21 protein-coding genes are annotated in these 19108 nt (G+C 41.2%); all 21 read right to left on the minus strand.

The window, feature by feature from the left end; translation table 11 throughout:
• Nucleotides 1–12: 12 nt before the first annotated feature.
• The 21 genes from MKY49_RS13780 to MKY49_RS13880 all read right to left on the minus strand — a co-directional run bounded on the left by MKY49_RS13780 (nucleotide 13) and on the right by MKY49_RS13880 (nucleotide 19106).
• Entirely contained in the window at nucleotides 13–1068 is a 1056-nt protein-coding gene (locus tag MKY49_RS13780) for an LLM class flavin-dependent oxidoreductase (protein ID WP_274797345.1), read from the minus strand.
• A gap of 14 nt (nucleotides 1069–1082) precedes the next feature.
• Nucleotides 1083–2024 carry a ring-cleaving dioxygenase gene (locus MKY49_RS13785; protein WP_274793544.1) on the minus strand — a complete coding sequence of 314 codons (942 nt, stop codon included), beginning with the start codon at nucleotides 2022–2024 and terminating at the stop codon, nucleotides 1083–1085.
• Nucleotides 2025–2081: 57 nt separating this feature from the next.
• Nucleotides 2082–2525, minus strand: coding sequence for a MarR family winged helix-turn-helix transcriptional regulator (locus tag MKY49_RS13790; protein WP_274793545.1), 444 nt, complete (start codon nucleotides 2523–2525; stop codon nucleotides 2082–2084).
• Between the two features lie 97 nt (nucleotides 2526–2622).
• On the minus strand, nucleotides 2623–3243 hold the full coding sequence (gene cdaS, locus MKY49_RS13795; RefSeq protein ID WP_312507263.1) for a sporulation-specific diadenylate cyclase CdaS: 621 nt from the start codon (nucleotides 3241–3243) through the stop codon (nucleotides 2623–2625).
• 105 nt (nucleotides 3244–3348) lie between these two features.
• Nucleotides 3349–4728: an MDR family MFS transporter gene (locus MKY49_RS13800; protein ID WP_274793547.1), complete on the minus strand. Its 1380-nt coding sequence runs from the start codon at nucleotides 4726–4728 to the stop codon at nucleotides 3349–3351.
• An 80-nt stretch (nucleotides 4729–4808) separates the two neighbouring features.
• Nucleotides 4809–5390, minus strand: a complete 582-nt coding sequence (locus MKY49_RS13805; protein ID WP_274793549.1) for a TetR/AcrR family transcriptional regulator — start codon at nucleotides 5388–5390, stop codon at nucleotides 4809–4811.
• Between the two features lie 111 nt (nucleotides 5391–5501).
• On the minus strand, nucleotides 5502–5732 hold the full coding sequence (locus tag MKY49_RS13810; protein ID WP_274793550.1) for an acyl-phosphate glycerol 3-phosphate acyltransferase: 231 nt from the start codon (nucleotides 5730–5732) through the stop codon (nucleotides 5502–5504).
• 214 nt (nucleotides 5733–5946) lie between these two features.
• Complete coding sequence (rnz, locus tag MKY49_RS13815; RefSeq protein ID WP_274793551.1) at nucleotides 5947–6879, minus strand: ribonuclease Z; 933 nt, start codon at nucleotides 6877–6879, stop codon at nucleotides 5947–5949.
• A 97-nt stretch (nucleotides 6880–6976) separates the two neighbouring features.
• Nucleotides 6977–7813 carry a class I SAM-dependent methyltransferase gene (locus MKY49_RS13820; protein WP_274793552.1) on the minus strand — a complete coding sequence of 279 codons (837 nt, stop codon included), beginning with the start codon at nucleotides 7811–7813 and terminating at the stop codon, nucleotides 6977–6979.
• Nucleotides 7810–9309, minus strand: coding sequence for a cobyric acid synthase (locus MKY49_RS13825; RefSeq protein WP_274793553.1), 1500 nt, complete (start codon nucleotides 9307–9309; stop codon nucleotides 7810–7812). Before MKY49_RS13825 ends, MKY49_RS13820 begins: the two co-directional genes overlap by 4 nt.
• A gap of 310 nt (nucleotides 9310–9619) precedes the next feature.
• Nucleotides 9620–10156 carry a cob(I)yrinic acid a,c-diamide adenosyltransferase gene (locus MKY49_RS13830; protein WP_274793554.1) on the minus strand — a complete coding sequence of 179 codons (537 nt, stop codon included), beginning with the start codon at nucleotides 10154–10156 and terminating at the stop codon, nucleotides 9620–9622.
• A gap of 13 nt (nucleotides 10157–10169) precedes the next feature.
• Nucleotides 10170–10730: a nitroreductase family protein gene (locus MKY49_RS13835; protein ID WP_274793555.1), complete on the minus strand. Its 561-nt coding sequence runs from the start codon at nucleotides 10728–10730 to the stop codon at nucleotides 10170–10172.
• Nucleotides 10731–10763: 33 nt separating this feature from the next.
• A complete protein-coding gene (cobA, locus tag MKY49_RS13840) occupies nucleotides 10764–11531 on the minus strand; it encodes a uroporphyrinogen-III C-methyltransferase (protein WP_341386508.1) in 768 nt (255 codons plus the stop codon).
• Entirely contained in the window at nucleotides 11528–12166 is a 639-nt protein-coding gene (locus MKY49_RS13845) for a precorrin-2 dehydrogenase/sirohydrochlorin ferrochelatase family protein (protein WP_322605563.1), read from the minus strand. The genes cobA and MKY49_RS13845 overlap by 4 nt, the downstream gene beginning before the upstream one ends.
• Nucleotides 12159–13526 carry a cobyrinate a,c-diamide synthase gene (locus tag MKY49_RS13850; RefSeq protein WP_322611908.1) on the minus strand — a complete coding sequence of 456 codons (1368 nt, stop codon included), beginning with the start codon at nucleotides 13524–13526 and terminating at the stop codon, nucleotides 12159–12161. Before MKY49_RS13850 ends, MKY49_RS13845 begins: the two co-directional genes overlap by 8 nt.
• A gap of 11 nt (nucleotides 13527–13537) precedes the next feature.
• Nucleotides 13538–14659, minus strand: a complete 1122-nt coding sequence (locus MKY49_RS13855; protein ID WP_341386509.1) for a cobalt-precorrin 5A hydrolase — start codon at nucleotides 14657–14659, stop codon at nucleotides 13538–13540.
• Nucleotides 14652–15437 (minus strand): precorrin-4 C(11)-methyltransferase, encoded by a 786-nt coding sequence (cobM, locus tag MKY49_RS13860; protein WP_322605566.1) that lies wholly within the window; start codon nucleotides 15435–15437, stop codon nucleotides 14652–14654. Before cobM ends, MKY49_RS13855 begins: the two co-directional genes overlap by 8 nt.
• On the minus strand, nucleotides 15437–16144 hold the full coding sequence (cobI, locus tag MKY49_RS13865; RefSeq protein ID WP_341386510.1) for a precorrin-2 C(20)-methyltransferase: 708 nt from the start codon (nucleotides 16142–16144) through the stop codon (nucleotides 15437–15439). The genes cobM and cobI overlap by 1 nt, the downstream gene beginning before the upstream one ends.
• Complete coding sequence (cbiE, locus tag MKY49_RS13870) at nucleotides 16137–17357, minus strand: precorrin-6y C5,15-methyltransferase (decarboxylating) subunit CbiE (RefSeq protein WP_274793561.1); 1221 nt, start codon at nucleotides 17355–17357, stop codon at nucleotides 16137–16139. Before cbiE ends, cobI begins: the two co-directional genes overlap by 8 nt.
• Nucleotides 17314–18447 carry a cobalt-precorrin-5B (C(1))-methyltransferase gene (locus tag MKY49_RS13875; RefSeq protein WP_274793562.1) on the minus strand — a complete coding sequence of 378 codons (1134 nt, stop codon included), beginning with the start codon at nucleotides 18445–18447 and terminating at the stop codon, nucleotides 17314–17316. Before MKY49_RS13875 ends, cbiE begins: the two co-directional genes overlap by 44 nt.
• Nucleotides 18447–19106, minus strand: coding sequence for a precorrin-8X methylmutase (locus MKY49_RS13880; RefSeq protein WP_274793563.1), 660 nt, complete (start codon nucleotides 19104–19106; stop codon nucleotides 18447–18449). The genes MKY49_RS13875 and MKY49_RS13880 overlap by 1 nt, the downstream gene beginning before the upstream one ends.
• Between the last annotated feature and the right edge of the window lie 2 nt (nucleotides 19107–19108).

Genomic DNA, 19108 nt, shown 5'->3' on the forward strand with positions numbered 1-19108 from the left:
ATGGTACACTCCTTATTTTACTGTATATTTTTTTATTGCAGGGATAATATCATTGCCGATTATTTCAATGTTTTTCATGATTTTATCGAACGGTACCCCACCGAAATCAATTTGTGCCATAAAACGTTGCATACCATATAATTCATACTGATAGAGTAATTTCTCTATAATCTCTTCCTTACTACCGACCATCAAGGCATCACGTGTATCAGTAGCTTGAGCAAATTGTTGTTTTGGATACCCTCCACCACGAATGGCTTGGAAACCACCGTTTAAATGTGGATACATACCTTGTAAAGCCTCTTTCGTTGTGTCTGCTACATAAAATAAGCTTGTTGTCGCAACTGGCAATTCCTTTGGATCATAGCCTTGTCGCTCTGCCGCTTCTCGATAGGCGTCTACAGATGGTTTAAAATTAACAGCTGGTCCTCCTAATGTTGTGAGCATCATAGGGATTCCCATATAGCCCGCCTTGATAGCACTGGCAGGAGGGCCACCGACAGCGCGCCAAATCGGTAATGAGCCATTTTTTGGCTGCGGTAATATTTGTGCATGATGGAGTGGTGCACGGAATTGGCCCTCCCACGTCACAAGCTCTTCATCATTGATTTTCATAAGTAGCTCTAATTTTTCCTCAAAAAGCTCTTCATAATCATGTAAATCAACACCAAGCAAATGATAGGCCCCTACTCGCGAACCACGTCCCGCAACAATTTCCGCACGACCATCCGATAATAAATCAATTGTGGCAAAATCCTCATAGACACGTACAGGATCCGAAACACTTAATACCGTTGCAGAACTAGACAGCTTAATTTTTGATGTTGCTTGCGCGATTGCACCTAACACGACTGTATGTGCTTGTGTTGTGAAATAAGCTTGATGACTTTCACCAACACCGAAAACATCAATACCAGCTTGCTCTGCTAATTGACTAGCCTCTACTAGCTCTTTTAATCGCTGCTGTGCAGAAATACGGTGTCCTGTTAATGGGTTTGGAATATGGTCACCTAAAGAATATAATCCAAATTCTAGTCCTTGTGATTGATTAATACGATATTTTTCCATCATGTTCTCTCTCCTTAATCAAGTGGTTCTAAAATCGCTTCAATATCCGCACGTTTCTGTTCTAAAAACGGTGGAAGATCGAGCTCTTTTCCTAGGTCCTCGATGGCGGAATCCACTGTAAACCCTGGGCCATCTGTTGCTATTTCAAATAAAATACCGTTACGATCTCTAAAATAAAGACTGTGGAAATAATAACGATCAACGACACCTGAACTCTCCAATCCTCGCTCCTTAATTTTATCTTCCCATTGCCGTAACTCTTCAACGGTTGAGACACGTAATGCAAGGTGATGGATACTGCCCTTACCAGGTTTCTCGCTTGGCCCTTCTAATTCCTTGACGACAATTTCTCCATGCACTTCCCCTTCACTTGATTGCAGAATGGCTTCTTTGTCATCATCTTCAACCACTGAATAGTGAAATAAATCTTTTAGTAAATTTACTGTTCGTTGTAAATAACGTACAGTGATTTCAATTGTACCCATCCCTAAAATGCGATGTTCTTCTGGTATATCTGTGCCATCCCATGTTTGCCATTGAGCAGGCGCTTCCTTCCCCTGATGGTTTAACAGCACCATCCGTAATCCTTCGTGGTCTTCAAAAAATAACGCATCTTTACCTGCATACGATGTGAGGCCACTATGTTCAACTCCTAGCTCTTGAAAACGCTCCTGCCAATAAAGTAAGCTTTCAAAGCTTGGTACGAGTAAGCCAATACGTGTAATGGCATTCGTCCCTCTCACTGTACGTCCCGCAACCGGCATTTCGAAAAATGTCAATTCAGTACCAGGTGCTCCTGTTAAGTCACCATAAAATAAGTGATACATAGATGGTGAGTCTTGATTTACTGTTTTTTTCACACGGCGTAGCCCTAGAATTTTAGTGTAAAAATGATTATTTTGTTTGCCATTTTTCGTCAGCATCGAAATATGATGGTGTCCGTTTAATTTGTGCATCCTCAATTTCCTCCTTCTCGTTTTCACTTGACTAAGCAAGTGACGATGCAAAAAAAATTACACAGGTGGCAATTTTTTTTCTCGACTATGCTTTTCAAGCTTTGTCATGACTTTATATAAAGATTTTAGTTCTTCATCTGTTAACACTTCTTCAAAAAATGAGGACTGGAAGTGAAGCTGACTGGGGGTTGCAGCTTGAATCATGTGCTCCCCTTTTGCCGTCAATGAAATTGTTTTAGTCTTCCAATTTTGCTTACGCTCAATTAGTCCCTCTTTTTCAAGTCGGGCAAGCATACGAGACATGCCCCCTTGAGTAACCGTTACTTTCTTTGCTAATTGAGATTGTGTAATAGGTGCATAAGTTTGAATTTGAATCAGAACATCGAATTGTGCTGTTGTTAAATCAAAACGTTTTAAAAATTCATTCGATAGCTGATTACTTTGGGTTGTAAAGCGCATCATACGAATCCATGTTAATGAGCCTAATGTATGATTTCTCACGACTTCATCCTCCCTTCAGTTATCACTTTACCACGCAAGTGATAACTTAGCAAGAAAAATATCTTGAATTTGAGATATTTATTCATAGGGAATATCCCTATATGATGCCAGGTGTTGAAATGGGATATAGATTGCCTTGAAAGGCGAAGGAGATTTTGCCTGTTTCTTCGGAAACAACCATTACAAGAGCATCACTCATCTCACTTAATCCTAGCGCAGCTCGATGTCTTGTTCCTAATTTTTTTTCACCCGTGTAACGCTCTGACAGTGGCAGTACGTTGGCTGCTGACTCTATCTGATTACGATTGACTAACACTGCCCCATCATGTAACGGATTGCCCGGGAAGAAAATAGATTCTAATAAGGAATGAGTTAAATCTGCACCGATATGAATACCAGGCTGAATGAAAGCCTCTAAAGCATCTTGTCGCTGAATTACAATTAAACCACCATGCCTTCTCAATGACATATTTTGCACACTATGCGACAATTCCGGATACTTTTCTGTAAACGGGGAAAGATAACAATTTAAATAAAACGTAGCCGCCTTCATTTCAATTGTCATAAATCTCTCTTTAATTTTTTCAAAATTGCCGAGAAGACAATTCGTATTTGTATCCATTTCTTCAACACTTTGCTGCAAGGACAAAATTACTTGGAGAAGCTCATCCTTTAATGTTTCTTTCATCGGTGAAAAATCACAATTGATTGGATTCACAAAAAGCACCTCTCTTTTCTATAACTGCGAAGTCTCTTCTTGCCTTAGTTTCTCTAGGTGGGCTATTTTTATGCGCAGTGCATTTGAATGAAACAAGCGTAATGGTTATTCAGCCTTGTTTTCTTTACTTAAGTAGAAAGATAATAGTAACCCTATGGCACTCAATAATGTTGTCACAAAGAAAGACGCACGGATTCCATTTAACAAGGCGTTAGCTGCATCCATTGGCTGTTGTAATGTTGACACGGTACTCATGATTGTTACCAGCAATGCTGTTACCAATGCTCCCCCAACCATACGCAGCGTGCTATTAACTGCTGTCGCATGTGCCATCAAATGGGTAGGTAAAGCGTTCATGCCTGCAGTTGTAAGTGGCATCATGATCATTGATATACCAAAAGAAATGATTGTAAATGTCCCTGCAATGAGCCAGAGTTTTGTATGCATTGATACCCACATTAAAAAACTTGAGCCAAGTAAAATGCTTGTAAAGCCTACAAGTGCCAAGCCTTTTCCTCCAACCTTATCAAAAATTTTACCGGTCACTGGAGACATAAAGCCCATTACAAGGGCACCTATCAATAACACCAGCCCTGTTTCCAATGCCGAAAGTTGACGTACATTTTGAATATAAAAGGTTAATAATATTTGAATGCCGATCATGAGCGCATAAACCAAACCCGATAAAAAAGTTGTAATGGAAAAGATCTTTGATTGAAATACACGAAATTCAAGCATCGGTTTGGGTAATTGAAGCTGACGTCTAATAAATAGAAGAAGCATAATCCCACCAATTACTAGCGGTACAAATACTTGCATCGATTTGAATCCAACCGCTCCAGCTATACTGAATCCATATAATAGGCCACCCCAACCTAACGAAGAATAGACAATTGATAGACTATCTAACTGCCGCTCTTTTTTAGTCGTTACATTTTTCATAAAAATTGTGGCCACTGTCAATACAATGACCGAAACAGGTAATACCGTAAAAAATAAATGTCTCCATGTAAGCTGCTCTAAAATCCATCCTGATAAAGTTGGGCCTATTGCCGGTGCAAAACCTGTAACAAGACCTGCCAATCCCATAATAGAACCTCTTTTTTCTTTCGGATACAACGTTAATAATACCGTTTGCATTAAAGGCATAATAACACCTGCACCAGCCGCTTGAATGATTCGTGCTAAAAGTAAAACTGTAAAAGATGGTGCAAATGCGCCTAAAAAAGTTCCGACACTAAATAAAGTGAGGGCAACTATTAACAGTAAACGATTCGAGAAACGACCGATTAGAAAAGCTGTAATCGGGATAAGAATGCCATTTGTTAATAAATACACAGTTGTGAGCCATTGTGCTAAATTGGCATCTATCTTGAAATCTTCCATTATTGGTGGCATAGCAATAAGTAATAATGTCTGATTGAGAATAGACACAAATGCAGCAGCTAGTAAAATAGCTACTATTAAATTTCTTTTTCTATTCATATAAACCCCCTCTTCTATGTATGTTAGTACTAACTAACATTTTGTTTTAAAAAAATATAGTAAAGTTGTGTGAGTGAAAGTTATACAATAACTCCACTCACAAAATTAGTTATTAAATTATGAACAAAAGTATCCCTTTGATCTTTTAAGAAATGATAATCCCATAATGCATTTGATACAAAAAATCCAAAAAGGCTTGTTAAAAAAACAATAGCCTGTCCTTTTGTATCTATTTCCTTCATCCTTCCTTGTTCGATTTGAGATTGGAAATAAGCAGCTAATAATTGGAGCAATTGCTTCGTTTGGTTATCCGAAATGGTATCCATTAATCCAGGTAGCAAACTTCTATCTTGGGTTGTAATAAGAAAAATAGGTTTATTTTTCTCCATAAAAGCTAGATATGTATTGGCAATCTGCTGTAAGTCATTAGCAAGGTCCCCTGATAACTCTTGCGCAAATAAATGCTCAAAGTATGGGATATAAGAATGATGATGTAGCACTGCTTGTAGGATACCCAATTTTGTTTCATAATGACGGAAAACAGTCATTTCGCTAACACCAGCAGTTGAGGCAATATCTTTCACCGACACATTCGAGTAGCCCCTTTCCGTCATTAAGGTTGTGGCAGCAGCAAGAATTTTATCTTTTGTATCTTTTTTCATTCTAACTCCCCCAAATGTTAGTTGTAACTAACAAAAATATAGTCGATTGAGCACAACTTGTCAAAAAAAGTGTTACCCTAGAAAAAAATCTAGTGATAACACGTAATACACTTACATATGTCCCGCTCGAATTTTCTTGACGATACTGAAAGTCGTGTATGTCGCAGCTGGTGCTAGTACAACAATAAAAATAATCCAAACGGTTAGGTTGTTCGTCGCTTTTAATGTTTCATAATTGGTCATGACAAAAATAATTAAACCGAATAGTAATAAATAGCTCAGCACATTTGGAAAAATAACGATTAATCGTAATAGTGCTGGTGGCATCTTTTGTTGATTCATTTCACCACACCCCTTTTTCAATTATACGTGAAACAAGCTATTTATCCTACTATATTTTTCCTATATAGGTATCTGCTGATAGTTGGAGGTTTTCTAGTGTCGTATGTAACTGATCGATAAAGTCAGTCATGCTGTTCTTTAGCTTTTTGGGCTAAGAATCTTTATCTTCTTCACAAAAAAACATCTATTAGCAGCAATAGATGTTTTTTAGACATTAAATTAATTGATTGTTTTGCCATGTAAAGACGGCTTGGTCAGCAGTCAGGAGCGTTTGAGGGAAAATTTCCTGTGCTTCTGCCAAAAATTGAGGTAAATCATGTGGAAGAAAACGAGCACTTAAATGATTTAATAGTAAATACTGCGCACCCGCTTGCTGTGCGACTTTTGCCGCCTCCACATTTGTAGCGTGGCCATAGCTGGCAGCTAAATCCGTTGTTGTGCCGTCAAATGTGGCTTCATGCACCAGGATATCAGCACCCATCGACAACTGTATGGCCTCTTCACAATATTTCGTATCACCTAAAATCGTCAGGGTGAAGCCTTTTTTTGCAGGTGCCACAACGTCCTTCGCTTGAATCACTTTGCCGTTTTCAAGCACAATATCTTGGCCATTTTTCAATTGTCCAAGCAACGGTCCTTTAGGCACACCGAGTGCTTGTGCTTTGTCGATTAATAACTCGCCCGGTAAATCCTTTTGTTCAATACGGTAGCCGTAGCATGGAACAACATGACGAAGTTCTCTTGCACGAATTGTAAAGTGTGCATCCTCATAAATAAGCCCTTCCTGCACTTCTACAAAGCGAAGTGGATACGTTAAATGAGTTTTGGATAAGGCCAATGTTTGTTCAATCCATTGCTGTAACCCTGCTGGTCCGAAAATCGTAAGGGGTTCATCTCCTCCTTGAAAGGATCGAGAGCTTAAAAAACCAGGTAATCCTAAAATATGATCCCCATGTAAATGTGTAATGAAAATTTTTGTTACTTTCCGAGGCTTTAATGACGTGTGTAAGATTTGATGCTGTGTTGCCTCCCCACAGTCAAATAACCACATTTCGCTCACTTCATCTAACAGTTTTACCATCAATGCACTCGTATTTCGTTCTTTTGAAGGCATGCCTGCGCCTGTCCCTAAAAAATGTAGCTGCACATATGCCACCTCACTTCTTTTTTTATCATTTTATTGTACCTTATCATTCCCCATAAGAAAAACCTTTGGTGAATGGCCTTCTCCAAAGGTTTCTCGTTTATTTTGGTTGCCATGAAACAAGTGCTGCATGAAAATCATGACGATAATAATATCGCCCATCCTTTTCTTCAATAAAAGGGAGGAGAGATTCCTCCACATGTGCTCGCTGGAAGTTCGTCGTTAGTATTTTTTTACTTTGCGTTGTTATAAGCTGTTCATAGCTTTCATATTCATAGACACGTTCCAGCGGGATAATTTGACAATCCGCATAGATATCCATTTCATACAGTAAATTCAAAAATTCTATATAATCTCTGCGCGGGAATTTGATCTCATAGCCATACTTTTCATATAATCGCTCGTAGTGTGGCTGTATAGGCCCTGTTGTCATCCCAATGATGGCACGCTTTTTTGCTAGTCGATTCATATGGTGTAAGGCAGATTTAATCTCATACATGCGGTAAAAGCAATTCACACCCAAGACGATATCATGCTGTTCCATTTCATCATTCTCTAGACTTTCCCATTTAGCATGAACATATGAAACGTGCTCCTGATGAGCCATGCATTGTTGTAAGTATTGTAAAATGCTTTCTGAGCTATCCACACATGTTAGCTTGTTTACTATCTCGGCTAATGGCAATGTATAATTACCCCAGCCTGGGCCAATTTCTAACACAGAATGCTGTGGTTCAATGCTTTTCTGAAGCTCCTGGAAAATACGTGCAGCATAAGGATCTGTTTGCCCCTTTTTTTTACGTGCAACAGACTGCGCCCAAAATTGCTCCTCTAGCTGATCATTCACCATACGCTCAGGCATATTACCATGCCAGTCCTTCATGCCTTCTTGCCATAAAGCCTCATAATTAATGGCTAACGGTCCTTTTCTCGTCATACAGATACCTCTAATGCTAAAATTTCATAAATCTTTTTCATATCAAGATTGGCTCGAACATGCTCGGCTAACATATTATAGGCATCTTCTCTTCGTTCGGCGTCACTTTTTACATCACTTGGTAAAGCTGCTAACCCTTTTTTTGCTCGTATTTCATTAACTAGCTGACGAGTGAATGTACGATTATGAAACAGGCCGTGGAAATACGTTCCTATCACTTGTTCATCACGACTAACCGCACCATCTTCTCTGCCATCCTCTAGCTGTAAGAATGGCGATACTTCATCACGTAAAATTTTCGTGCGTCCTAGATGAATTTCATAGCCTGTCAATGTGTCCTGTCCTCTTGTTCCTGTCATTTGTACCGTTTTTTTATTGCCTACAAAAATCGTTTCCATTGGCAATAAACCAAGACCATGAGCAGATTCACCATTTCCCTCTACCGCCTCAGGGTCTAGCAATGTTTCACCAAGCATTTGAAATCCACCGCAAATGCCGATTATTTTTGTTCCGCGCTCACGTAAATGATGGATGGCTTGATCGAAGCCTTGCTCTTTTAACCAAGCTAAATCATCCATAGTACTTTTTGTACCCGGCAGTATAAGCAAATCTGGTGTGCCAAGCTCGTTAACATGTCCAATTAAGCGTACACCTACTTCTGGCTCATCAAAAAATGGATCAATATCGGTGAAATTTGAAATACGTGGCAAACGAATCATCGCAACATCTACGGCAAACTCGCCACGTTTTGGCTTTTTAAAGCGCAGTGATGATAAAGCAAGGGAATCCTCTGCTTCAATATTGACATCTACATAAGGGATAACACCAAGAACCGGGATGCCTGTTTCACGCTCCACCCATGCTAAACCATCATCTAATAATTCACGCATGCCTCTAAATTTATTGATAACTAGTCCCTTGACACGTGCACGTTCATCATCATCTAACAATGCTAATGTACCAACAATCGAGGCAAAGACCCCACCACGATCAATATCAGCAACAAGCACTACTGCTGCATCTGCTAAATGCGCCATACGCATATTGGCAATATCGCGATCCTTTAAGTTAATCTCTGCTGGGCTACCTGCCCCCTCTAGCACAATAACATCATATGTATTTTGGAGTGTGCGTACTGATTTTTCAACGATCGGCATCGCTTCCTGAACAAAATTATTGCGGTAGCTTTTGGCATCCATATTTAAAAAATGCTTGCCATGGACAATGACCTCTGACATCATATCTTGCTTCGGTTTCAGCAGAATGGGATTCATATCAGTCGTCGCCACAACACGTGCTGCCTCGGCCTGTACCCCTTGTGCACGGCCGATTTCTCCACCATCAGCTGTTACAAATGAATTTAGGGCCATATTTTGTGATTTAAACGGCACTACATGAAATCCATCATCCGAAAATATACGACACAATGCCGTACATATCATACTTTTTCCAACATCGGAAGCGGTTCCTTGAATCATGATCGATTTTGCTGGCATAGTCACTTTCCTCCGTAATTATTGGTGTAACGCGGTTTATGCTCTGGCCCCGCGGGTATTCACCTTCACTCCGCGAGTATTCACCTTCACTCCGCGGGTATTCACCTTCACTCCGCGGGTATTCCCCCTTCACTCCGCGGGTATTCACCTTGCTTCGCGGGTATCCACCTTCGTTCCGCGGGTATTCACCTTCGTTCCGCGGGTATTCACCTTCACTCCGCGGGTATTCACCTTCACTCCGCGGGTATTCACCTTCACTCCGCGGGTATTCACCTTTTCTCCGCAGATATTCCCTTCATCCAACGGATTGTTAAAATTCTAGTCCTTTTACTGCTGGAATACCTTCATCATAATAGTGCTTTGTTGCATCGATGGTCGATACTAAATCAGCCATTGCTAGTAACGCAGGATGTGCGCTTCTTCCTGTGATGACAAGGTGCATGGTAGATGGGCGTTGCTGGATAGCCTCGATGACTTCTGCTAATGGTAGGACATCATCGATTGGAAACTTGCTAATCGCGAGTGCATTGTTTAATTCATCTAGTACCAATAAATCGATGCTCTCATCTTGCAGAGCTGCCTTCGTTTTTATCCATGCCTTTGCTAAGGCAGTACGATGCTCCTCAGGTGTTTTTGTCCACGTAAAGCCAATACCCATCTGCTCCATCTCTACGCCAAGTTTACGAAGGGCAATTTGCTCTCCGTAAGTACGTTCGGGGGATTTGATGAACTGTAAATAGCGCACAGTTAAGCCTCGGCCAACCGCGCGTAATGTTACACCAAGTGATGCTGTCGTTTTACCTTTTCCTTCGCCTGTATATACTAAAAACAAGCCTTTTCTTGCCATGCTGTTAGCCTCCTTAGAGCCAAGTTGTCTTTTCTTCAAATGGCGTGCGCTTCTTGTCGTTCAGTTCTTGCTCTTGTGGGTACCCAATAAATATTGTTCCGACTACTTTTTGACTAGCACTTGCTCCAATAAATGCGTGCATACGTGGATCATGAACAAGTCCGACACCACGTGTACGCCAGACAAAACCAAGTCCAAGCTCTTCAGCTGTCAGCCACATGGACATAATGGCACTACATACGGCAAAGACATTGTCTTGCGTTGCATCGGCATCACCTTCTACCACATCTGCTGTTACGACAATCGCTACAGGCGTTGTTTGGACAACCTTTAAAGAGCTTTCTACTAAATTCGGCTTTGTTGGGAAACGCTCTTGTAAATAAGCACTCGCCATTGCCTCATAGCGCTTCATGGCTTCATCTTGGATGACATAAAAATGCCAAGGCTCACGCATACGGTCATTTGGCGCATAAGTTGCTGCCTGTAAAATTTGTTCAATTTTTTCCTTTTCTACTGGCTGCGTTGTGTAATTTCGAATTGCTCGTCGCTTTTTTAATGCTTCGATGACTGTCATATTACTTCCTCCTATTGCGCTTCAACTAAATGATTATGAAAAGGCAAGTCCCTGCTCTTCAAACCATTGAATTTTTTCTCGTACATTGACTACATCGCCAACTACAATCATAGAAGGATTATGATACCCTTCACGTTCAATAATGCCTGCAATCTCATCAAGTTGCCCTGTAATCGTTCGTTGTTGAGCAGTTGTGCCCCATTCAATGACTGCAACAGGCGTTGTTGCCTTACGTCCATTCTCGATTAATTTTCGAGCAATATAGGCAATATTGCCAACGCTCATATAAAAAGCAACGGTATCAATGCCAATTGCTAGTGCAGGCCAATTTAAGAAATCTTCCCCTTTTTCTTCACGACCATGGCCAGTCACAAGAGCAAAGCTTGTCGCAAAATCTCTATGTGTCACAGGAATCCCTGCATAAGCAGGAGCCGCAATTCCTGCTGTAATACCCGGAACGATTTCATACGAAATACCATGATTTTTTAGTATTTCTGCTTCTTCGGCACCTCGACCAAAGACAAAGGGATCGCCCCCTTTAAGACGTGTGACAACCTTTCCTTGTTGTGCTTTTTCAACAAGTAATGCATTAATTTCATCTTGGATGAGATGATGCTTCCCTGGAAGTTTGCCGCAATAAACGAGCTCGGCATCCTTTTTTGCAAAATCAAGCAATGTAGGATTCACAAGACGGTCATAAGCGATGACATCTGCCTTTTGAATACATTCCAGGCCATACACAGTAATGAGCTTCGGATCTCCAGGGCCTGCTCCAACGATATATACGATTCCATCCTTCATTGCTTTTCTCCCATCAATAATTGTTGTAAATATGCTTCACGTTGATCGATTTCACCATGACGTGTCCATTCCAAAATGTTTGGTTCTAGCAATGCTTGCAATGCCGCACGTCTTTGTGGGCCCTTGTCATACTTTGCAGCAATCATTAACCTGGCTTGTTGTAAGAAGCATACATAGTCTTCATAGATTTCATCAAATTGATCTTCTAAATCTGCTTTAATTTTGCGGGCTAAAGCTGGGCTTGCTCCCGATGTTGAGACAGTTAATACCAATGGACCTCGGCGAACAATCGCTGGCGTAATGAAATCACTTTCACTTTGCTGATCTGTTCGATTAATTAATTGCCAATGCTGTGCAGCCTCTTGTACAGCTTCGTTAACAGCCGTCTCATTCGTTGCTGCAATAATGAGAATCGCATCATCCAAATCACGTGGTTCAAATTCCTTTTGCTTCCAAGTAATTTGCCCTGATTCAGCAAGTGGCTGTAATGTGTCATGGAGTGTAGGACTGACAATGACGATATGGGCCTTTGCTGGTAACAAGGATGCTACCTTCTGTGTTGCAACATGACCGCCACCTACAATCACAACTGTTTTATATTCTAAATTGATATGAATTGGAAAATAATTAGTCATCATTTTTCACCTTCTTACAAGCTGTTAACCAATTATCAACTAGCTTTGGGTTTGATACAAAATGGAAATGTGTGTAACCAGCCACCAAATTTCCCCTTTGATAGCCTTCTTGCTTTTTACCAAAACGTCCAATCGTTTCGTAGGCAGGGGTGTGAAGAGAGCCACTATATTTAGAATAATGGAATTCATGTCCTTTCGCTTGTTCCTCTGCACCGATTAAGAAATTATCCGCAGTACCAAAAATTTCACGATAGCCTAGTGCTGCTAATTTTGTTTGCATCGCTACTTCTCCTGGAATGACACCTACCATATCATAACGTTCACCATGGCTATTGGTAATCGCCTCTGTTAAATACATAAAGCCTCCACATTCTGCTAATGTTGGCAGACCTTTAGTGATAGCTTCACGTATCGAATTTTTCACAGCGGTATTTTTAGCAAGTGTCTCCGCAAATTCTTCAGGGAAGCCTCCACCAATATATAAGCCATCAGCTTGTGCTGGTACAGGTTCATTGGCAAGTGGTGAGAAGAATTGCAATGTCGCACCCTTCGCACGTAACAAAGCCAAATTTTCTTCATAATAAAAATTAAAGGCTGCATCTCTTGCCACAGCGAGACAAATATTTTGTGAAGGCTCTTCTCTAAATAGCTGACCGCATTCTTGAAGCATGGGAGCCCTTGTTAAATCAAGTAATTGATCTAAGTCAATGGTCTCAGCCATAAGGTCACCTAGTTTCTCAAAAAAGGAATCGAGCTCCCCTCTTTCAATGGCGGGCACTAAACCTAAATGACGACTTGGAATATCAATCCCTTCCTCCCGCTTTAGATAGCCAATGACAGGGATACCACATTCTTGTTCAATAGCGGCCTTGGCGATTTCGTAATGACCCACACTGCCAACTTGGTTAGCAATAACGCCTACAATTCGTGGTTTATCTGAGAGCAATTGGAAGCCCTTTACAACAGCCGCCACACTACGTGCCATACTTGCACAATTGACTATTAAAATAACCGGACTCTCTGTCACTACACTAATATCTGCTGCAGAACCCGCATCTGATAATGGACTTTTTCCGTCGTAAAAGCCCATCACTCCTTCAATAATGGATACATCGGCATCTTTACTGGCACGTGCCACAATATCACGGACTGCTTCATGCGAGAACATCCAGCTATCAATATTACGTGAAACCCTGCCTGTTACAGCCGTATGATAGGTAGGATCGATATAATCAGGACCACATTTGAAGCCCTGCACAATGTTCCCTTTATTTTGTAGAGCTTTCATCAGACCAATAGTAAAGGTCGTTTTGCCTACGCCACTGCCCGTACCAGCCAGTACAAAACGATTTGTTTGCATGGACTTCCTCCTTAAAATAGGTATCTAGCAACTGAAATCGTAGCATTACCTGATTTTTTCTTTTCTAGAATGAGTGATTGGACCTGTGCATAGCGCATCGCCGCTGGTTCACTAACACCATATGCTCCTGTATATTTAAAAACCGTTTCTGAAGGTGATGGAAAGTCGATTTCATTTAATTCGGCCGGTGAATAGGTGATGAACTCCCAATCATATTTCTTTGTAATATCTATGAAACATGGCTCATCTTTCTTTAGATCAATTGTACATAACGCTCTTACACTTTTTTTCGAAAGTTTAAGCTCTGCCAACGTTTCATCAATTACTTGTTCAATTTCCTCTAAAGATGTACCACGATTACAGCCCATTCCTAGCACAATGGATTTTGGTCGAAAAATAACACCATTTTCTAGAAGAATCTCTTCCTCTTGCTCGATAATTCGGTCTGTTATTAATAAGGTAGCATGAGGTTTGGCATCAATGGCTGCCTGTGTAGATGGATATATTTTAATTTGCTCTGGCATTGGTGTGTCACGCATCCACCAATCACGTTCACCTGTTTCCTGCACGATCGCCACATGCTCCTCGTTGACGACAGAAGCACTAACAGGTGTCAATTTGTCGGCACTATCCCATACCCACCCAAAACGTGCGCCAAATAAATCAACAGGAATGGTCTTTTGCACATCAGAAGCAGTTGTAATGATCGGATTAGCACCAAGTGCAGCTGCCACTTCATGTGTTAGCTCATTGGCCCCACCCAGATGCCCCGATAAGACACTAATAACGTTTTCGCCTCGATCATCTATGACGACAACACCAGGATCTGTCTTTTTATCTTTTAAAATCGGCGCAATCATTCGGACGACTGCACCAAGTGAAATGATTAATATCAACCCTTTGTATTGCTTAAATAGCGTTGGCAATAATAAGCGTACTGTGCCCGTAAATAGTTGAATATGCCTTTCTGCTTCATCACCTTGTTCAAATTTGCTCATGTAATATAAATCACTGGCTGCAAATGTTTGCTGTAGGCGACGTCCAATTTGAACACCGTGCTTAGTAATCGCCACAACAGCATAGGGATTGCGTTGATCAACTTCTGGTAACACGCCCTCTTGTAACTCAATCACTTGTCTTCACACCTTTTCTAAAGCCATGTGTAAAGGTTGCATCATACAACTTTGAGCGATATTGGTCCTTATCATGAATAGTCGGATCTAACGCCCAACCTGCTAGAATCATGGCATGCTTACGAATACCGTTAACACGCATCGCTTCATCTAATTCTACTAATGTCGTACGGACTATTTTTTGATCTGGCCATGAGGCACGTTGAATTACCGCTACTGGCGTATCGTCAGCCCAGCCAGCACTTTGTAGTTCCTTGACAATTTTCTTTGTAAGCGTTGCACTTAAAAATAAAGCAATTGTACAATGATGACTCGCTAAATCACGAAGCTTTTCAAATTCTGGCACAGGTGTACGCCCTTCAGCACGTGTTAAAATAAGTGTTTGTGTTAAATCAGGAATGGTTAGCTCAGCACCAATAGCCGCTGCCGATGCAAATACAGAGCTGACTCCAGGAATGACCTCATAGCCAATGCCTTCTTTTTTTAAAAGTGCCACTTGCTCCATAATCGCACCATACATCGCTGGGTCACCTGTATGCATACGTGCCACTACTTTCCCAGCATTAACGCGATCAACCATCACAGCCACCATTTCCTCTAAATGCATACCCGCCGTCCGAATGACCTCTGCATCAGGTCTCGCTTTCGCAATGAGGTCTTCACTCACTAATGAATCTGTATACATCACAACGTCCGCTGTTTGTAACATATGTAAACCTTTAACAGTAATTAAATCTGGATCACCTGGACCGGCGCCGACTATATAGATTTTTTTCATTATTTACGCACCACCATTAATGTTAAATATTCTAAATCGACACCATCTAGCTCCCGTACATCCCAAATGACTTCTTCGTCTGATGTTACTTTTGTCACCACAGAAGCTTTATCAAGTAAATCTAGATCACGTAGCACCTCAAGCATTAAATCAATTACTTTTGCCACTTTTATAAAGACAACTGCATCATGGCTTTCAATGGCTTCACGCATTGCCTTATAATCATCATACGCAGGGATAATTGCAACACGGTCATCACCATCCGCTAGCGCAATTCCTAGACGAGATGCGGAACCATTGAATGAGGATATCCCTGGAACTGTACGGATTTCTACATCCGGATGCATCTCCTGCATTAATTTCATCATATGGATGAACGTACTATATAATAATGGATCACCTTCTGTGACAAAGGCTACATCCTTGCCCTCTTGTAATTTTTCGTAAACTAGTTCTACAGACTTTGTCCATTCACGTTCTAGAACAGCCTCATCTTTAGTCATTGGAAAGACAAGCCCCAGCATATCTTTTTCGTCAGGGTTTATATACACATCTACAATACGATGGGCATAGCTTTTACTACCTCTTAGCTTTTTTGGATAGGCAATAACAGGAGATTCCTGGATCACACGAAATGCCTTCACTGTAATTAATTCTGGATCGCCAGGACCGACGCCCAAGCCATATAAAACACCTAGATTACTCATGATTTTCTTCCTTTCGATAAGCCGAAATAATATATATTGGATTTAATGGTACAAAGCGTGTCATATCTAAAATAGGTTTGCTGCGTGCAAGCTGAGCCTGTAAAATGTCAACCGCAAAACCACAAGCCTTAAATGCCTCAACGGCTTTATATAAATTTTCAATTGTCGCTGCATTTAACACAATGCGCCCATTTGGCTTTAAACGCTGACAGCATAATTGCAGTAACTCAACCATTTCCCCACCAGTGCCACCAATGAAAATGGCATCAGGGTCAGGAAAGTTGTCTAGTCCTTGTGGTGCTTTACTATGAATAGCCGTTATATCGACTCGAAACTTTTGCTGATTTTGAAGACAGTTTTCTAAATCAGGTGCATTTTTTTCTACTGCAAATACTTGTCCCTCTGGAGCCAGTTTACCTGCCTCAATAGCCATAGAACCCGTACACGTGCCGATATCCCAAATAACACTATCCTTTTGAAGCTGCATCGCTTGTAAACTTAAAACACGAATTTCTTTTTTCGTAATAAGCCCCTTATCTGGCTTTCGTTGTGAAAACTCCTCATCATCTATCCCGAGTGTATAGCATTTTGGTTCCATTGTTTGCTTTAAAATCACGACGTTCAACGGAGAAAAATGACCGACTTCCATTTCATCAAGCGAGTACCAGCCGTATTTTTCATGAACACCCTGTAAGTTTTCTGCTACAAACGCACGGTATTCCGTCATACCAAAATGCTTTAAATAACGAGCAAGGGCATTTGGACTATTTTCTGCATCTGTTAAAAGCGCTACTTTCTTTTTCCCATCAATCTTTTGTGCCAAGCCTTTCATTGGTCGACCATGAATACTCGTTACATAAGCATCCTGCCAGCTTTCTCCCATCTTCGCAAAAGCAAGCTGGAGGGAGCTCATATAAGGGTAAATCTCTATGTCAAGCTTTTTCGCAAGATAGCTCCCAATACCATAAAATAATGGATCGCCAGAGGCCAGGATGACTGTATTTCTAGTTTCTTCAGACAATCTCTCAACAAGTGTTGAAAGTCCTCCTTTGATGGTGATTTTTTCACCTGCAAAGTCTGGGAAAAATTCAAGGACACGTTCACCCCCAACCAGTACCTCACAGTTTTCAATCAACTGCAGATATTGAGGGTATAAGCTTGCTAATCCGTTATCCCCGATCCCAATCAATTTCATCGATCGATGCAATGTCATCAGCCCTTCCTAATAATTGTCCCTGCATCGAATAGATCGATGTAGAAAGTGTTAAACCACCCTTTATATGACGGATGGATGAGTAGCAGCAAGCCTCACATAAATGATGGAAAAATGCATCATAGCCCTTGTCCATCATTATTTCTCCTACTTGTGACGCTGTGTTGGCTTCACGTACTTGTGCTATTGTTTCTTCATTTGCTCCTATATCTACTGCCAGTTGCGCTAAAAAATTAAAGTCAATGGGTGCACTTTTGGAATGCACCATCATCACGCCTTGGGCCACCTTCGAGAATTTTCCCATCATGCCAACAAGAGAAACTTGTTTGATGCCGAGTCGCTTACAATGTTTTAATGTAAAGCCGACAAAATCACCCATTTCAATAAAGGCCTCTTCTGGTAAATGAGGATATTGTTTCATCGCAAATTTTTCACTGCGACCACCTGTCGTTACCACGACATGCTCACAGCCTGCCTCTTTGGCAACGCTAATGGCTTGAACAATACTTGCCATATAGGCTGAACTTGAAAAAGGCACGACGGTTCCCCTTGTGCCTAAGATCGAGATGCCCCCAAGTATACCGAGTCGTCCATTTAACGTCTTTTTAGCAATCTCCTCTCCCTTCGGTACAGAAATCACCACATTCACGCCTCTTGTAATGTGAAATTCGTCCAGAACACCTTGGACAGTACTAACAATCATTTTACGTGGTACAGGGTTAATGGCTGCCTCGCCGACAGCTACTGGCAAGCCTGGCTTTGTTACACGCCCGACACCAATTCCTCCATCTAAATGGATGCCTGGTGTATCTGCCCAGCTTACTGTGCCAACGATGAGTGCCTGATGTGTGGCATCAGGGTCATCGCCAGCATCTTTAATCGTTTCACAGCTCACTGCATTTTCCTCAAAGGTACATTTTTCAATGGTAAAGGTTGCATCCCGACCAATAGGTAAATGAATGGTACTTGTCTCTTGTTCTTCCTTCGTAATAAGGGCCAGTAATGCTGCCTTTGATACTGCCGTCGCACAGGCTCCAGTCGTATAACCGTGACGCATGTCCTTGGGATCCTTTTTGGGCTTCCGCTCCATTATTTTTTCGCCTGCTCATCCGCTAAGAGTGAGATGGCGTTTAATGCGGCAACCGTCACTGTACTACCGCCTTTACGGCCAACATTTGTAATGTACGGAATACCTTCCAGTTTGAGCAACTCTTCTTTCGACTCAGCAGCTGACACGAAACCAACTGGCATCCCGATAATTAAATCTGGTTTTGCTAAGCCTTCCTTAATTAAACGAATCAATTCCAGTAATGCTGTTGGTGCATTACCGATTGCATAAATACCACCTTCATGCAACTTAGAAGCCTTTTGCATAGAAATGATGGCACGTGTTGTATTTTGTTTTTTCGCTTCTACTGCTACATCCTCATCTGCAATATAGCAATGCAGATCACCACCGTGCTTTTGGAAACGTTTTTTACCAGATCCACTTTCAATCATTTGGACATCGGCAATGACATGACGACCAGCAAGGATCGACTTAATACCCGCTTCAATGGCGCCGGGAGTAATAATGACACTACGACCTAGTTCGAAATCAGCCGATGCATGGATAATACGACGTACAATCTTCCATTCATCTTCGGAGAAGTCATGCTCACCCATCTCCTCTGCAATAATCGAGAAACTATAGTCGTAAATTTTATCTGGGTCTACTGTTAACGGTTTGAAATCTGTTTTAAAATCCATGG

Source organism: Lysinibacillus sp. FSL M8-0134 (assembly GCF_038069745.1).
Taxonomy (GTDB): domain Bacteria; phylum Bacillota; class Bacilli; order Bacillales_A; family Planococcaceae; genus Lysinibacillus; species Lysinibacillus irui.

Coding starts and splice junctions, on each gene's coding strand:
- MKY49_RS13850 (WP_322611908.1), bottom strand. CDS start 13,526: ATGCAAACAAATCGTTTTGTACTGGCTGGTACGGGCAGTGGCGTAGGC.
- MKY49_RS13875 (WP_274793562.1), bottom strand. CDS start 18,447: ATGGAGCGGAAGCCCAAAAAGGATCCCAAGGACATGCGTCACGGTTAT.
- MKY49_RS13805 (WP_274793549.1), bottom strand. CDS start 5,390: ATGAAAAAAGATACAAAAGATAAAATTCTTGCTGCTGCCACAACCTTA.
- cbiE (WP_274793561.1), bottom strand. CDS start 17,357: ATGACATTGCATCGATCGATGAAATTGATTGGGATCGGGGATAACGGA.
- cobA (WP_341386508.1), bottom strand. CDS start 11,531: ATGAAGGATGGAATCGTATATATCGTTGGAGCAGGCCCTGGAGATCCG.
- MKY49_RS13845 (WP_322605563.1), bottom strand. CDS start 12,166: ATGACTAATTATTTTCCAATTCATATCAATTTAGAATATAAAACAGTT.
- MKY49_RS13830 (WP_274793554.1), bottom strand. CDS start 10,156: ATGGCAAGAAAAGGCTTGTTTTTAGTATATACAGGCGAAGGAAAAGGT.
- MKY49_RS13820 (WP_274793552.1), bottom strand. CDS start 7,813: ATGACGAGAAAAGGACCGTTAGCCATTAATTATGAGGCTTTATGGCAA.
- cobM (WP_322605566.1), bottom strand. CDS start 15,437: ATGAAAAAAATCTATATAGTCGGCGCCGGTCCAGGTGATCCAGATTTA.
- MKY49_RS13880 (WP_274793563.1), bottom strand. CDS start 19,106: ATGGATTTTAAAACAGATTTCAAACCGTTAACAGTAGACCCAGATAAA.
- MKY49_RS13810 (WP_274793550.1), bottom strand. CDS start 5,732: ATGAATCAACAAAAGATGCCACCAGCACTATTACGATTAATCGTTATT.
- MKY49_RS13835 (WP_274793555.1), bottom strand. CDS start 10,730: ATGACAGTCATCGAAGCATTAAAAAAGCGACGAGCAATTCGAAATTAC.
- MKY49_RS13825 (WP_274793553.1), bottom strand. CDS start 9,309: ATGCCAGCAAAATCGATCATGATTCAAGGAACCGCTTCCGATGTTGGA.
- cobI (WP_341386510.1), bottom strand. CDS start 16,144: ATGAGTAATCTAGGTGTTTTATATGGCTTGGGCGTCGGTCCTGGCGAT.
- MKY49_RS13785 (WP_274793544.1), bottom strand. CDS start 2,024: ATGCACAAATTAAACGGACACCATCATATTTCGATGCTGACGAAAAAT.
- MKY49_RS13800 (WP_274793547.1), bottom strand. CDS start 4,728: ATGAATAGAAAAAGAAATTTAATAGTAGCTATTTTACTAGCTGCTGCA.
- MKY49_RS13780 (WP_274797345.1), bottom strand. CDS start 1,068: ATGGAAAAATATCGTATTAATCAATCACAAGGACTAGAATTTGGATTA.